The sequence below is a fragment of the Amycolatopsis jejuensis genome, assembly GCF_000717335.1.
Lineage (GTDB): Bacteria > Actinomycetota > Actinomycetes > Mycobacteriales > Pseudonocardiaceae > Amycolatopsis > Amycolatopsis jejuensis.
The window spans coordinates 53,215-67,110 of sequence record NZ_JNYZ01000001.1; the positions used below are offsets into that span (position 1 = coordinate 53,215).

General features: G+C 71.4%; 14 protein-coding genes. 6 read left to right on the forward strand and 8 right to left on the reverse strand.

Features of this window, described 5'->3' with window-relative positions; genetic code table 11:
* Positions 1–5: 5 nt before the first annotated feature.
* Positions 6–449 carry a hypothetical protein gene (locus tag OO71_RS00260; protein WP_033287523.1) on the forward strand — a complete coding sequence of 148 codons (444 nt, stop codon included), beginning with the start codon at positions 6–8 and terminating at the stop codon, positions 447–449.
* A 27-nt stretch (positions 450–476) separates the two neighbouring features.
* Here the strand turns inward: OO71_RS00260 and OO71_RS00265 are convergent, their stop codons facing one another.
* Positions 477–1,307, reverse strand: a complete 831-nt coding sequence (locus tag OO71_RS00265; RefSeq protein WP_033287524.1) for a tRNA (adenine-N1)-methyltransferase — start codon at positions 1,305–1,307, stop codon at positions 477–479.
* 78 nt (positions 1,308–1,385) lie between these two features.
* Positions 1,386–2,546 carry a M50 family metallopeptidase gene (locus tag OO71_RS00270; protein WP_084144615.1) on the reverse strand — a complete coding sequence of 387 codons (1,161 nt, stop codon included), beginning with the start codon at positions 2,544–2,546 and terminating at the stop codon, positions 1,386–1,388.
* A gap of 1,059 nt (positions 2,547–3,605) precedes the next feature.
* On the opposite strand from OO71_RS00270, the gene OO71_RS00275 reads away from it, so the two are divergent.
* From OO71_RS00275 to OO71_RS00285, 3 genes are all read left to right on the forward strand, one after another.
* On the forward strand, positions 3,606–4,499 hold the full coding sequence (locus OO71_RS00275) for a RecB family exonuclease (RefSeq protein WP_033287525.1): 894 nt from the start codon (positions 3,606–3,608) through the stop codon (positions 4,497–4,499).
* Positions 4,499–5,290, forward strand: a complete 792-nt coding sequence (locus tag OO71_RS00280; protein WP_033287526.1) for a thioesterase family protein — start codon at positions 4,499–4,501, stop codon at positions 5,288–5,290. Before OO71_RS00275 ends, OO71_RS00280 begins: the two co-directional genes overlap by 1 nt.
* Before the next feature lie 62 nt (positions 5,291–5,352).
* Entirely contained in the window at positions 5,353–6,288 is a 936-nt protein-coding gene (locus tag OO71_RS00285; protein ID WP_033287527.1) for a ParA family protein, read from the forward strand.
* 159 nt (positions 6,289–6,447) lie between these two features.
* On the opposite strand, the gene hisG is transcribed toward OO71_RS00285, so the two are convergent.
* From hisG to OO71_RS00300, 3 genes are all read right to left on the reverse strand, one after another.
* Positions 6,448–7,293 carry an ATP phosphoribosyltransferase gene (gene hisG / locus OO71_RS00290; protein WP_033287528.1) on the reverse strand — a complete coding sequence of 282 codons (846 nt, stop codon included), beginning with the start codon at positions 7,291–7,293 and terminating at the stop codon, positions 6,448–6,450.
* 31 nt (positions 7,294–7,324) lie between these two features.
* Positions 7,325–7,588, reverse strand: coding sequence for a phosphoribosyl-ATP diphosphatase (locus OO71_RS00295; RefSeq protein WP_033287726.1), 264 nt, complete (start codon positions 7,586–7,588; stop codon positions 7,325–7,327).
* Between the two features lie 64 nt (positions 7,589–7,652).
* Positions 7,653–8,339, reverse strand: a complete 687-nt coding sequence (locus OO71_RS00300; RefSeq protein WP_281178377.1) for an HAD family hydrolase — start codon at positions 8,337–8,339, stop codon at positions 7,653–7,655.
* 162 nt (positions 8,340–8,501) lie between these two features.
* Here OO71_RS00300 and OO71_RS00305 point away from each other — a divergent pair, with 162 nt between their 5' ends.
* Positions 8,502–9,410: a PAC2 family protein gene (locus tag OO71_RS00305; RefSeq protein WP_033287529.1), complete on the forward strand. Its 909-nt coding sequence runs from the start codon at positions 8,502–8,504 to the stop codon at positions 9,408–9,410.
* Between the two features lie 5 nt (positions 9,411–9,415).
* Here OO71_RS00305 and OO71_RS00310 read toward each other — a convergent pair whose 3' ends face one another.
* From OO71_RS00310 to OO71_RS00320, 3 genes are read right to left on the reverse strand one after another with little or no spacing between them, the layout of a single operon-like run.
* Complete coding sequence (locus OO71_RS00310) at positions 9,416–10,237, reverse strand: metallophosphoesterase family protein (protein WP_033287530.1); 822 nt, start codon at positions 10,235–10,237, stop codon at positions 9,416–9,418.
* The gene (locus OO71_RS00315) at positions 10,201–11,439 is read right to left on the reverse strand and encodes an MFS transporter (RefSeq protein ID WP_033287531.1); all 1,239 of its coding nucleotides are present in this window, start codon (positions 11,437–11,439) and stop codon (positions 10,201–10,203) included. Before OO71_RS00315 ends, OO71_RS00310 begins: the two co-directional genes overlap by 37 nt.
* The gene (locus OO71_RS00320) at positions 11,436–12,023 is read right to left on the reverse strand and encodes a helix-turn-helix domain-containing protein (RefSeq protein WP_033287532.1); all 588 of its coding nucleotides are present in this window, start codon (positions 12,021–12,023) and stop codon (positions 11,436–11,438) included. The genes OO71_RS00315 and OO71_RS00320 overlap by 4 nt, the downstream gene beginning before the upstream one ends.
* A 222-nt stretch (positions 12,024–12,245) precedes the next feature.
* Here OO71_RS00320 and OO71_RS00325 point away from each other — a divergent pair, with 222 nt between their 5' ends.
* Entirely contained in the window at positions 12,246–13,868 is a 1,623-nt protein-coding gene (locus OO71_RS00325; protein WP_033287533.1) for an ABC-F family ATP-binding cassette domain-containing protein, read from the forward strand.
* Positions 13,869–13,896: the final 28 nt, after the last annotated feature.

The following is a 13,896-nucleotide window of genomic DNA, read 5'->3' on the forward strand; positions in this document are numbered from 1 at the left end:
CGGCGGTGAGCGGCCGGCTCACCGCCGTTCTCGTGCTGCTCGGGGCGCTCGTCGCGGGCGGGGTGATCGGGGTACTGCTGGTGGCCGTACCCGAGCCTGCTCCCCCGGCACCACCGCCGCCCGCACCCCGCTCTCCTTCGCCGTCCGCGGCACCGCAGGCGGACCAGGTCGCCACGACCACGCTCGCGCACGCTCTCGCCGATGCGATCGCCCGCGGCGATTCCGCCGAGTTCGGTACCCTCACTTGCCGCCCGCAAAGCGCCGCCGCGCTGGCCGAGCTCCAGCAGAAGTGGACCGCGGCCGGACCGCTGCGGGCATCCCCGGCGGGACCACCGATCGTCGCCGGAGACGACGCGACGGTGACCATCCGCGTCGAAGGCCGCGGCGGCCACAAGGACACGCCTTTCCCGCTGCACCGCGAAAACGGCCGTTGGTGTGTTCCCGGTTAGGTCACCCGTCAGGAACGGGTAAGCCGGTCAGCCCTTCCCCTTGCTGGGCCGCCGCGACACGCGCGGGGACACCGTGCCGTCCGCGAGGCGGCGGGCAGTGAGCAGGAAGGCGGTGTGCGCGACCATCCGGTGGTCCGGCCGCACGGCGAGACCCACGACGTGCCAGGGCCGCATCAGCGTCTCCCACGACTCCGGCTCGGTCCAGCATTGCTGTTCCCGCAACGATTCCGTGACCCGCGAGAGCTGGGTGACCGTGGCTACGTAGACCGTGAGCACCCCGCCGGGCACGAGATGCTCGGCGACGTTCGGCAGCTGCTCCCACGGCGCCAGCATGTCCAGCACCACGCGGTCGACCTCGCCGGAGTGGGTGGCCAGGTCGGCGACGGTCAGCGTCCAGTTGGCGGGCTTCTCGCCGAAGAACTTCTCGACGTTGCGCTCGGCGTGTTCCGCGTGGTCGGCACGGATCTCGTACGAGAACACCTGCCCCTCGGAGCCGACCGCGCGGAGCAGCGAGCACGTCAGCGCTCCCGACCCGGCCCCGGCTTCGAGCACGCGCGCGCCGGGGAAGATGTCGCCCCACATCACGATCTGCGCGGCGTCCTTCGGGTAGATGACCTGTGCGCCGCGCGGCATCGAGAGCACGTAGTCCGGCAGCAGCGGCCGCAACGCGAGATACGTGCTGCCCCCCGCGGAGGTGACGACGCTGCCTTCCGGACGGCCGATCAGGTCGTCGTGCGCGAGGGCGCCGCGGTGCGTGTGGTACTCCCCGCCGTCGGCGAGGGTGAGGGTGTAGTGCCTGCCTTTCGAGTCCGTCAGCTGAACCCGGTCACCTGCACGAAACGGTCCGCTGACCGACAACTTCTTCCTCCACTGCAACCCGGACGCCGACGTCGAATCCTTTCAGGCCGTCCCGCGCCCGCGGTGCCCGGGTGGCTCTCACGCCGTGCGGCGGCCGTGCATCAGCGCGGTACGCAGGTCTTCGCGGCGCAGCACCCCGGCCGGGCGGCCCTCGTCGTCGACCACGAGGAACTGCCAAGCCGGCGTCTCGCGGACGCGTTCGGCGATCTCCTCCCCCGGCTCCGACGCGAGCAGCACGGTCTCCGCGCGGATCGGCTCCGCGGCGAGTTCGGCCGGTGCTTGCGGGCTGGTGCTCGCCAGCTGCTGGGCGGCCTGTTCGTCGAGCAGCCCGGCCGCGACGCCGTCCGCCCGCACCAGTACGACCCCGCGCCCGGCGGAAGCGGCCAGCGCGTCGGACACCGGGCTCTCCGCGGGCAGCTGCAGCACCGGGCGGACGAGCTGGCTCAGCTCCAGCCCGGCAGGCCAGCCGCGGCGAGCCTCGGCGGCGAGCTCCGACCGGGCACCGAGGATCACGAACCACGCGGTGACCACGCAGACGCCCAGCCGCAGCCACCGGTCCGGGCTCCCCATCGCGAGCCCCACGAGCGCCCACACGATCAGCCCGGTCGCAACGAGTGCCCCTCCTGCGACTGCAGCCCGAGTTCCCTTGGCGCGCAAGCCGGTCAGCGCCCAGACCCCGGCCCGGACGAGCCGTCCACCGTCGAGCGGCAGCCCGGGAAGGAGGTTGAACAGGCCGACCGCGAAGTTCGCGACCGCGCACTCGGCGACCAGCAGCCAGACGGCACCGTCCGGCGGCACGGCGAACAGCAGCAGCGCACAGAACCCGCCGAGCACCAGCGAAACCGCCGGCCCCGCCGCGGCGACGAGCCCTTCCTGCGCCGGCCGCCGCGGCGACCGGGCGACCTCGGACAGCCCGCCGAGCAGGAAGAGCCGCAACCGCCGCACCGGAATCCCGAGCCGCAGCGCGACGAGACAGTGCCCCAGCTCGTGCGCGAGCACCGACAGCCCGAGCAACACGGCGAAGGCCGCGGCGAGCAGCCACGAGGTCAGCGTGGAGACGTCGGGCAGCAACCGGCCGACGAGCGGCGCGTAGAGCACCACGATGACCAGCGACCCGATCCACCACGACGGTGCGAGCAGCACGGGCACCCCACCGACCCGGAAGAGCAGCAGGCCACCGTCCCCGCCACCGGAAGCGCGCCGGGCGGGCCCGGCGCCGTGCTGACTGGTCGCGGCCATACGGCTCAGCGTAGGGGGCCGGGTGTGGGAACCGGGTGACCCGCCCTTCCCGGACGGGTGATGTCGCTCGCCCCACGAGCCCGGCGCGGGAGCGCGGCGGCGGTCGGTGCGGGCTCGGTTGCGGGGCCAGGGCGGGCGGAGTCGGCCACCTCAGCATGGCAGCTGCGGCCTGTCCGGGCCCGGGTGCCGAGCCGCGACGGGCGGAGTCGGCGACCGCAGCGCGGCAACTGCGGTCTTTCCGGCCCCGGCAGCCCAGCCCGGACAGGCGGAGTCGGCCACCCCAGCGCGGCAACTGCGGTCTGCCCGGGCCCGGCAGCCCAGCCCGGACAGGCGGAGTCGGCCACCCCAGCGCGGCAACTGCGGTCTGCCCGGGCCCGGCAGCCCAGCCCGGACGGGCGGAGGCGGCGGTGGCGGTGGCGGTGGCGGTGGCTTCAGCGGAGCCTGTCGCGGCAGCGGCGTCCGGCGCGGGCGTCCAGGGGCGGGTCGCGGCGATGGCATCCGACCGCCCGCTGGTGGTGGCGGCAGCGTCCGGCGGCGGGAGTCTGTGCGGCGTAGCCAGTGAGTTGGAGGGGCGATCTCGGCGCAGCCCCAGCAACAGCCCCACCAGGAGCGGCGGCAGCGTCGGCAGCGGTGCAGGTAGTGGCGGTCGCGCGTCCAGCATCCGCGGGCAGCATTGGCAGTAACAGCAGCAGTGACGGTGGCAGGGGTGGCGCAGTCTCGGTAGCACGGTGGCAGCAACGGTGGCGGCAGTTCGCGCGAGCTGAGCCACCCAGCGGCAGTTTGCGCGAGCCGGGCCGGGCGAACCCGGCGCCTCCCCACCAACCCCAACGGACCCGCCGAGCCGACCAGGCCCACCGAAACTCGCTCAGCGAGATTCCGCGTGCAGGTCCGGCTGCTGGCAATGACCGCAGGCATGCCCTCGACCACCACGGCCCGAGCCATCCCGCAGCAAACCCGGCCGTCCAAACCCCGCCCCATCACCGCAGGTGGCAGGGGTCATGCCGGGTCCCTGCGCGTTGCGGGGCCGAAACTGTCGGTGCCCGGCGTTACGCTCTGGCCATGCCCGACACCGCCACAGTCACCACCCCTCCACCGGAGGCCGATGCGCCCGCCCGGAGGCGGCCTGCGTTGTCGCCCTCCCGGGCGAGCGACTTCAAGCAGTGCCCGCTGCTCTACCGGTTCCGTGCGGTCGACCGGCTGCCGGAAGTGCCCACCCGGGCACAGCTGCGCGGCACGCTCGTCCACGCGGTCCTCGAGCGGCTCTTCGCGCTGCCTGCCGCCGAGCGCGTCGCGCCGCGGGCCAAGGAGTTGCTTGCGCCCACGTGGACGGAGCTGTCCGGTGAGAGTCCGGAGTGGACGGAGCTGTTCGCGGACAGCGAACCCGGCGAGACAGACAAGTGGCTGCTGTCGGCGGAAAAGCTCCTCGACTCCTACTTCGAGCTCGAGGATCCGCGGCGGCTGGAACCCGAGGCGTGCGAGCTGCACGTGGAAATCGAGCTGGGGTCCGGGGTGCTGCTGCGCGGCTACATCGACCGGCTCGACGTCGCGCCCACCGGGGAAATCCGGGTCGTCGACTACAAAACCGGCGCCGCGCCGCGGGAAATCGGCGAGGCGAAGGCGCTTTTCCAGATGAAGTTCTACGCCGTCGTGCTGTGGCGGCTGCGCGGCGTCGTCCCGCGCCAGCTGAAGCTGATGTACCTCACCGACGGGCAATCACTCGCCTACACCCCCGACGAGGCCGAACTGGTCCGCTTCGAGCGCACCCTCGAAGCGATCTGGCAGGCTATCCTCAAGGCGGGCAAAACCGGCGATTTCCGTCCGAACAAAGGGAAACTGTGCGCCTGGTGCGACCACCAGGCACACTGCCCCGAGTTCGGCGGCACGCCACCGGAGTACCCGGGCTGGCCCGAACCCGACCCTGGCGAGGAATCGGCACTGGACCGGGCCGACTGATGGCCGGCGCCTTCTACCTCCCGCTCGGCGACGAGCGGTACGAGGCCACCGAGCACACCAACGGGCCGTGGAACCCGGGGTCGCAGCACTTCGGGCCGCCGTCCGCGCTGCTGGTCCGTGGCCTCGAACGGCTCGAGGCCACCCACCCGGCGCAGCTCGCGCGGGTCACGGTCGAAATCCTCGGCCCGGCGCCGGTCGGCGAGCTGCAGCAGCGGTCGTGGATCGAACGGCCCGGCCGTACGGTCGAGCTGCTGCAGTCCGAGCTGTCCGCGGGCGGGCGGGTGATCGCGCGGGCGTCCGGCTGGCGGATCGCGACGTCCGACACGGCGGAGATCGCCACCGACGGCGGGCCGCTGCTGCCGTCGGCCGACGCGGGCAGCGAAGCGGCCTTCCCGGACGGCTGGCACGGCGGCTACCTCGAAGCGATCGAGTGGCGGGCAGTCCGCGGCGCCGTCACCACGCCCGGTCCGGCGGCGGTGTGGGCGCGGCAGCGGTACCCGCTCGTCGACGGTGAGGAGCCCACCGGCCTGCAGCGGCTGTTCACGATCGCCGACTCGGGCAACGGCGTGTCGAACTTCCTGCCCGTCGCCGAATGGTGGTTCATCAACTCGGAGCTCACCGTGCACCTGCGCCGGATCCCCGAGGGCGAGTGGATCGGCCTCGACGCGGTCACCCTGGTCGGGCCGCACGGCGTCGGCACGGCCACCAGCACGTTGCACGATCGTTCCGGTCCGGTCGGTACCGGCGCGCAGGCGCTGCTGGTGCGGCCGCGACAGGCCGGGGGCGGATGAGCGCGCGGCGGCGCGTGAGTCCGATAGCCTTCGCGGAACGACCGACAAGGGAGCGCTCCGGCATGCAGATCACCTCGGTGGTCAACCAGAAGGGCGGGGTGGGCAAGACCTCGCTGAGCGTGGGCGCGGCCGCGGCCCTGGCCGAACGCGGCAGGCGGGTGCTGCTCATCGACCTCGACCCGCAGGGCCACGCCACCACCGAGATGCTCGGCCTCGCCGAGACCCCGGCCGACGCGCCCAGCCTGGCGAAAGCCCTCACCAAGCTGTGGAAGGGCCCGGTCGAGGAACTCGCCGTCGCGCATCCGCGGAGCAACCTGGGCCGCGGCGGCGCGCTCGACGTGGTCCCCACCTCGCCGGGGATGTTCGACCTCATCCGCAGGCTCGACCAGTTCCGCGTGCCCGGCTGGCAGCTCGCCCGGGTGATCCAGTTCGCGCACTACGACCACGTGGTGATCGACTGCCCGCCCGCGCTCGACGTGCTCACCAACAACGCGCTCGCCGCGTCGCACGGCATCCTCGTGCCGGTCCAGCCGGACAAGACGAGCATCCGCGCGCTGCGGCTGCTGGGCGACCAGGTGCGTTACGTGGAACAGACCACCGGCCGCGCGCCGATCGCGTGGTACGGCATCGTCCCCGGCCTCTACCGCAGGCCGATCTCGCACTACGCGGCCGCGGCCCTGCAGGAGATGTACTCGTTCGGCGTCCCGATGCTGTCGCACGTCCCGCTCGGCGTGGTGATGAACGAGGCCGCCGCGCACGGCGTCCCGGTCACCACGTTCGCGCCGGAAACCATCCAGGCCGTGTCGTTCCGCGAAATCGCCGAAACCCTGGACAGCCACCTGGCACAAAACCCAGGCCCCGCCGAAATCCCAGCAGACGACGAATTCGTCTTCGAAGACTTCATTTCCGAAGTAGCAGTAGCCCGCAACACAAACGACAACGGCGCCCGCAAGAAGCTTTACGATTTAATGCCCAAACGACCGCATCGCCCACGGTAGTCGACCATCCACTGTAGACCCAACGGCACCCAGCCGCGGGATCGCGCCGAGGTTCGGACCGGACGGCGTGCACGGCCCCCGGCCGGGTGCGCCGTCCGGTCCGAACCTCGGCTAAAAGCGATCCCGCACGCCTCGGCGAAGCCGAGGCCAAAGACACATTTACAACCGGCAGGACCTGATATCCGACGCCAGCACGGCTTTCGCCCCTGCCTCGGCAAGTTCGTCCATGATCCGGTTCACTTCCTTGCGCGGCACCATCGCCCGCACCGCGGCCCAGGACTCATCCGCCAGTGGTGCCACCGTCGGCGACTCCAGGCCTGGCGTGATGGCGATTGCCTTGTCCAGCAACGTGCGCGGGCAGTCGTAGTCCAGCATCATGTAGTGCTGCGCGAAAACCACCCCGCGCAGCCGCGCCGCCAGCTGCGCCTTGTCCCTTGCCGTGTCGCTCCCGGCTCGTTCCAGCAGTACTGCCTCGGACACGCAGATCGGGTCGCCGAATGCGACCAGGTTGTGCTGGCGCAGGGACCGGCCCGATTCGACCACGTCGGCGATCGCGTCCGCGACGCCCAGCTGGATCGAGATCTCCACCGCGCCGTCGAGCCGGATCACTTCCGCCTCGACGCCGTGGCGGGCGAGGTCGTCGCGGACGAGCCGTGGGTACGACGTCGCCAGCCGTTTGCCGTGCAGGTCCGCCGGTTTCCATTCGCGGCCCGCGGGTGCGGCGTAGCGGAAGGTGGACGCGCCGAAGCCGAGCGCGAGCACCTCCCCGACCGGGGCGCCGGAGTCGAGCGCGAGGTCGCGTCCGGTGATGCCGAGGTCGAGCTCGCCGGACCCGACGTAGATCGCGATGTCCTTCGGGCGCAGGAAGAAGAACTCGACCTCGTTGACCGGGTCGAGCACGGTCAGGTCCTTGCCGTCATGTCGCTTGCGGTAGCCCGCCTCGGAAAGCATCTCCGCCGACGCGGCGGCGAGGGCTCCCTTGTTCGGCACGGCAACACGCAGCATTTCGTTCTCTCCTCTGATCACCCGGTGCGCGTCACAGGTAGCGGTACACGTCCTCGGCCGAGATTCCCCGGCCGAGCATGAGCACCTGTACCCGGTACAGCAGTTGCGAAATCTCCTCGGCGAGCCGGTCGTCGGACTCGTGCTCGGCGGCGATCCACACCTCGCCCGCTTCTTCGAGCACCTTCTTGCCCTGCGCGTGCACTCCGGCGTCCAGTGCGGCGACGGTGCCGGACCCGTCGGGACGGGTACGCGCGCGCTCGGCAAGCTCCGCGAACAGCTCATCGAAGGTCTTCACGGTCCGGAATCCTTTCATCCCGCGCTCGCCTGCGCTGCCCCGGGTGACCGGGAAGCCGCCCATGTCACAACGGCGGCAGCAGCGCGGCCAGCGCCGGGACGTCGACCCCGGCCAGCGACGTGCGGAACACGCGCCGCGGCCCGTCCGGGACGTCGACGTCGTTCGGCACGACGAGCACGGTGCACCCGGCCCGCTCGGCCGACTCCGCGCCCGGCGGCGAGTCCTCCACCGCAACGCACCGCTCCGGCGCCACTCCGAGCAGTTCCGCGGCCTTCAGGTACGGCCGGGGCAGCGGCTTGTTCTCCCCGTCGACCTCGTCGCCGCACACGGTGACATCGAAGAACTCCCGCCCGATCGTGTCCAGCGCCAGCTCGGTCAGCGCCCGCTCGGTGGACGTGACCAGCGCGGACTTCAGCCCGGCTGCCCGTACCGAGGCGAGCGCCTCCTGCGCGCCGGGCCGCCAGGGCAGGGCGTCGTCGAACAAGCCGGCGGTGCGGCGGCGGATCCACTCCCCCGTCTCCGCGACGGTTTCCGGGGTGACCGGGCGTCCGGTGACCTCCAGCAGCACCGTCGCCGTGGCGTCCATGTTGGACCCCACGAGCGTCATCCGGATTTCCTCCGAAAGGGTTCCGCCGAGCGCCTCGGCGCATTCGTACAGCGCGACGTCCCACAGTTTTTCGGAATCGACGAGGGTGCCGTCCATGTCCCAGAGGACGGCGGCCAGTCCGTCCGAAGAGGACGGTGCAGTCACGGTTTCTCCTTGTCCGGCGTGGTACCCGGGTGCGGCGCCGGACCCGGGTGGTGACGGCACCAGCGTCCCATGGGCACCGGCGTGACCGGGGCCACGTCCGAGGTGACACGCGGGGTCGGACACGCTGCGCAGCGTAGGTGCCGGAGGTCGTAGGCTGGTCGGGTGAGTGAGCCCGTCGACGACACCCCGCGCCCCGGCGACCCGGATGGCACCGATGCCCATCGTCCCATCATGATCTTGGCTTTCGAGGGCTGGAACGACGCCGGCGACGCGGCGAGCCAGGCAGTCGAGCACCTCCAGCTCACCTGGGACGCCACGCCGCTGGCCGAGCTGGAACCGGACGACTACTACGACTTCCAGGTCAGCCGCCCCACCGTGCGCATGGTCGACGGCGTCACGCGCCGGGTCGAATGGCCCACCACGCGGCTCTCGGTGTGCCGTCCGGACGGGTTCGCCCACGACGTCGTGCTGGTGCAGGGCCCGGAGCCGAACATGCGCTGGCGGAAGTTCTGCGCCGAGCTGGTGGAGCACGTGCAGCAGCTGGACGTGTCGATGGTCGTCGCGCTGGGGGCGCTGCTCGCGGACACCGCGCACACCCGGCCCGTCCCGGTCACCGGGTCGGCCTACGACAAGGACACCGCGAGCAAGTACCAGCTCGAGGTCAACAACTACCAGGGCCCCACCGGGATCGTCGGGATCCTGCAGGACTACTGCGTGCAGGCGGGTATCCCGGCCGTGTCGATCTGGGCCGCGGTGCCGCACTACGTGTCGCATCCGCCGTCGCCGAAGGCCACGCTGGCGCTGCTGCACAAGCTGGAGGACGTCCTCGACCTCGAGATCCCGCTCGGCGCGCTGCCGGAGCAGGCCGAGGAGTGGCAACGCACGGTCACCGAGATGGCCGACGAGGACGAGGAAATCAGCGAGTACGTGCGCAGCCTGGAGGAACGCGGCGACGCGGAGACCGACTTCACCATGGAAGAAGTCTCCGGCGACAAGATCGCCGCCGAGTTCGAGAAGTACCTCCGGCGGCGGCGCCCCGGTCAGGAAGGTGGCGGCTTCGGCCTGCGCTGACCCCCTTACGAGGAGGTGAGCAGCTTCCGCAGCGGCACGGCGCCCCGTGCCCGCTTACGCCACTCACGCGGGTAGCCCAGCGACACCTCTTCGAAGCGCACGCCGTCCGCGGACGTGGTGCGCGGGATGTGCAGGTGCCCGTACACCGCCAGCTCGGCGCGGTAGCGGACGTGCCAGTCCTCGGTTTCCGTGGTGCCGCACCACAGCGCGAACTCCGGGTAGTACAACGGTTTCGTCGGGTGACGATGCAGAGGCCAGTGCGAAACGAGGATGGTGCGGCGGTCGGCCGGGATGGCGTCGAGACGGTCGCGGCTGATCTTGAGCCGCGCCTCGCACCAGGCCTGGCGCGACGGGTGCGGGTCGGGGTGCAGGTAGTACTCGTCGGTGCAGACCACACCTGCCTCGCGGGCCTGGGCGAGCGCCTCCTCGCGGGTCTTGCCTTCGGCGGCCGGGGTGCGCCAGCTGTAGTCGTAGAACACGAACAGCGGCGCGATCGTCAGCTCACCCCACGCCGGGAACTCGTCCTCCGGCGTGCGCACGTCGATGCTGCGGCACTGCTCCACCAGGAACTCGTAGCGGGCCTGGCCGCGGAGCTGGCATTCGTCGTTCGGCGTGGTCCACAGCTCGTGGTTGCCCGGGACCCAGACGACCTTCGCGAACCGCTCGCGCAGGGTGGCGAGCGTGTCCCGGATGACCGTGGCGCGCTCGGCGACGTCGCCGACCACCAGCAGCCAGTCGTCCGGCTCTTCGGGGACCACGAGGTCGAGGACCGGGCCGTTGCCCTCGTGGGTCACATGGAGGTCGCTGGTGGCGAAGAGAGACGGCACCCGTCCACCGTAACGACTTTCCGGTGCCGGGAGCGCCGGAGCCACCCCAGAACGAGCAAACCGGCCGTGACGTGCAGGCTCGCCTGTACGTTCAGCAGCACCGCCGGCCCGGTGACCGCCACGAGCGCGCCCGCGAGCAGCGACCCGGCCGCAGTGCCCGCCGCCATGAGCGCGTACACCGTGCTCAGGACCCGGCCCGCGCGGTCCGGGCCGGTCACCGCCTGCACGTGCGACAGCAGCCCGGCACCCGCGACCACTGCCGGCGCGCCGACCGCCATGAACAGCCCGACGTAAACCCCCAGCGCCGTCGTCGCCCCGGGGAGGTTCCAGATCAGCACGGACAGCAGTCCGGCGCCGACGAGACCCCAGCCCTGCAGCAGCATCGGCGCGACCCGGCGGGCCAGCGTCGCCACGGCGAACCCGGCCGCGAGCCCGCCGATCGCCTGAACGCCCCGCAGCAGCCCGGCGTCGGCCTCGCTGCCGCCCAGCAGGTCGAGTACGAAGACCACGAACAGGACCAGGAACATCCCTTGCGCCAGAGACGTGAGCAGGGTGGCGAGGCTGGTGACGCGCAGCTCGCTGATCAGGTCGCGGATCCCGGCGAGCCACTCGGTCCGCGCGGGTGCGGTCCTCCGGCTGACTGCCCGGCGGAACGGGCGCGCGAGCAGCAGCCCGGCGAACGCGAGCGCCCCGAGGTACCCGATGATCACCTGCGCGAGGCCGCCCCAGCCGAGCAGCGCTCCCCCGGCCCAGCCGCCCGCGAGCCGCGCGACGCTGCCGTTGACGCTCATCAGGCCGTTCGCCGGGGTGACGTCCTCGACGCCGGCCAGCTCGGGTACCAGCGCGTTTCTCGCCGGTTCGAACACCGACGCCAGCCCGGCCTGCGCGGCCATCACGACGTAGACCATGGCGACCGGCAGGTCCCCGGCCAGCAACGGAAGCACCGCGATCGCCTGTCCGGCGCAGACGAGCGCCATCACCACGCGCCGGTCCCAGCGGTCGGCGATCACTCCGGCCACCGGGCTCAGCACCACCGCAGGCAGCAGGCCGAGGACAATGCTCAACGCCGTGGTGACCGCCGAGCCGGTGCGGACGAACAGGTACACCGGCAACGCGACCTGCAGCATCCATTCGGCCGTCTCGCCGAAGAACGCGGCCACCCAGAGCCGCGCGAAGCCCGGGGCAGCCAGCAGCTGTCTCACGACGCCGGTTTTCCGTCGTGCCCGATCCGCCGGAACGCGCGCAATCCCAGGTACGCGGCGTGCGCGTCGGCGGGGGCATCAGTGCGGATAGTGCTGACGTACGGGCGGACCAGGTCGTCGATCGCCTTCAGCAACGTGGTGAGCTCCTCCGCCGACGCCTTCAGTCCGTACGACGCGAAGCCGCCTGCCTGACGCCAGTCCTCGTCGAGCTGTTCGACCGTGTCGAGGTACCGCTGGGTCAGCTCCTGTTCCTCGCCCAGCTCCGTACCGGTGACCGCCAGCTGGGCCGCCGTGAGCACGGGATCGTCGCCGAACTCGCCGAGGTCGAGCCCGACCTGGCAGGCGCGCCACGGCCGTTCCCGTCCGTCGCCGCTCTCCGCGCGCTCGACCAGGCCGTACTCCGCCAGGCGGCGCAGATGCCAGCTGCAGTTCGACGCCGTGGACCCGACTGCCTCCGCACACTCGCTGGCGGTCGCCGGGCCGAGCGCCATCAGGTGGTGGACCAGCGCCGACCGCAGCGGATGGGCGAGGGCGCGCAGCAGCTCGGCGTCGTCGATCCGCTTCCGCGGGGGCAGGTCGGGCATTGGTGGCTCATTTCTGAAAGGAGTCTTTCGAAACTGTTCTTTCAGAGTTGCAGCCGGGGCTGCCGCTGTCAACCGGGGTGCGCGGAAAATCGGTTGACGGGCTGGGCGGGGCCTGCGTTACGCTCCGTGCATCATGGACAGCTGAACCGAGCCCTTCCCCGTACCGCGGCCTGTGTGCGCCCGCCGGGGACTGTCATCCACCCTCTGGCCCGGTGATCACTCATGTCTCCTGTCCTCCACGCCACCGACCTCGTCTTCGGCTATGCCGCCCGGACTGTGCTCGACGGCGTTTCCCTCACCGCGTCGCCCGGACGGCGGATCGGGCTTGTCGGCGAAAATGGCGTCGGAAAGTCCACGCTGCTGCGGCTGCTCGCGGGTCTCGAAGTGCCGCGCTCGGGGGAAATTGTGCGCCGCGGCGACCTCGGGTTCCTGTTCCAGGAGCTGCCATTTGGCGGTACCGCAACGGTTTCCGACGTCCTCGACGAAGCGCTGTCCGATATCCGCACCGCAGCGGCGAAGCTGGACAAACTGGCCGCGGTCCTCGCCGAACGTCCCGAGGATCCGGCAGTGCTCAGCGAGTACGGCCAGGTCCTGGAATGGGCGCAGGCGCACGATCTGTGGGACGCGGACCGGCGCGCGGACCTGGTCCTCACCGGTTTGGGACTGGGCGATGTCAGCCACGACCGGACGCTGCACACGTTGTCCGGCGGGCAGCGGTCGCGGCTCGGGCTCGCCGCGCTGCTCGTCCGCCGCCCCGGCACGCTGCTGCTCGACGAGCCCACCAACCACCTCGACGACAACGCCATGGAGTTCCTCGAACGGCACCTCGCGGAACTGACCGGGATCGTCGTGCTGTCGTCACACGACCGGGTGTTCCTCGACGCCGTCTGCACCGACATCGTCGACCTGGACCCGGTTCCGGCCGACCGCCGCGTCGGCGGAGCCACCCGCTACGGCGGCAGTTACACCGACTACCTCGGCCAAAAGAAGGCCGAACGGGCCCGTTGGGAGCAGCGCTACGGCGAAGAGCAGGAGGAACTCAAGCAGCTACGGGAATCCGTCGACGTGACCGCGCGGCGGGTCGCGCACAACCGCGCCCCGCGGGACAACGCGAAGATGCTGTACGACTTCAAGACCGGCCGGGTGCAGAAGCAGATCTCGCGGCGCGTACGCAATGCGCAGGCGCGACTGGAGACGCTGGAGCGCGAGCAGGTGCGTAAACCGCCTGCGCCCCTTCGGTTTCGGGCCGTCCTCACCGCTGTTTTGGATGGCGAAGGCCCGGCCGTATCGTTGCGCGGCATCGCCGTACCGGGCCGCGTGACGCTGGACCGGCTCGACGTCGACCACACCACGCGCCTGCTCGTGACCGGCGGCAACGGAGCCGGGAAGTCCACCCTTCTGTCGGTGCTCGCCGGGCACCTCACGCCCAGCACCGGGACTGTCCACTTCGGACCGGGCGTCCGGGTTGGTCTGCTGGAACAGGACGTCACATTCCCCCGCCCCCGACGCACCGCGGCCGAGATCTACCACACCGCGGCGGGAGATACGGCTCCCCCGCTGTCGGCGCTCGGATTGCTGCCGCCGCGCGAGCACAGCCGCCCGGTCGGGGAACTCTCGGTGGGCCAACGCCGGAGGCTCGCGCTGGCCGTCCTGCTCGCCGAACCGCCCGACGTCCTCCTCCTCGACGAGCCGACGAACCACCTGTCCCTGAGCCTGGCCGAAGAACTGTCCGCCGCTTTGGACACCGCGCCCGGTGCGGTGGTCGTTGCTTCGCATGACCGCTGGCTGCGACGACGGTGGGCAGGCGACGAGCTGGGGCTGGAGGATGGGCGACGGTCTGTATAGGGCGTTATACAGTCAGGTTGAGCCTGCG

Excerpts from the sequence above, each read along its gene's own strand:
- OO71_RS00285 (WP_033287527.1), top strand. The coding sequence starts at position 5,353 with ATGCAGATCACCTCGGTGGTCAACCAGAAGGGCGGGGTGGGCAAGACC.
- hisG (WP_033287528.1), bottom strand. The coding sequence starts at position 7,293 with ATGCTGCGTGTTGCCGTGCCGAACAAGGGAGCCCTCGCCGCCGCGTCG.
- OO71_RS00280 (WP_033287526.1), top strand. The coding sequence starts at position 4,499 with ATGGCCGGCGCCTTCTACCTCCCGCTCGGCGACGAGCGGTACGAGGCC.
- OO71_RS00320 (WP_033287532.1), bottom strand. The coding sequence starts at position 12,023 with ATGCCCGACCTGCCCCCGCGGAAGCGGATCGACGACGCCGAGCTGCTG.
- OO71_RS00275 (WP_033287525.1), top strand. The coding sequence starts at position 3,606 with ATGCCCGACACCGCCACAGTCACCACCCCTCCACCGGAGGCCGATGCG.
- OO71_RS00270 (WP_084144615.1), bottom strand. The coding sequence starts at position 2,546 with ATGGCCGCGACCAGTCAGCACGGCGCCGGGCCCGCCCGGCGCGCTTCC.
- OO71_RS00325 (WP_033287533.1), top strand. The coding sequence starts at position 12,246 with ATGTCTCCTGTCCTCCACGCCACCGACCTCGTCTTCGGCTATGCCGCC.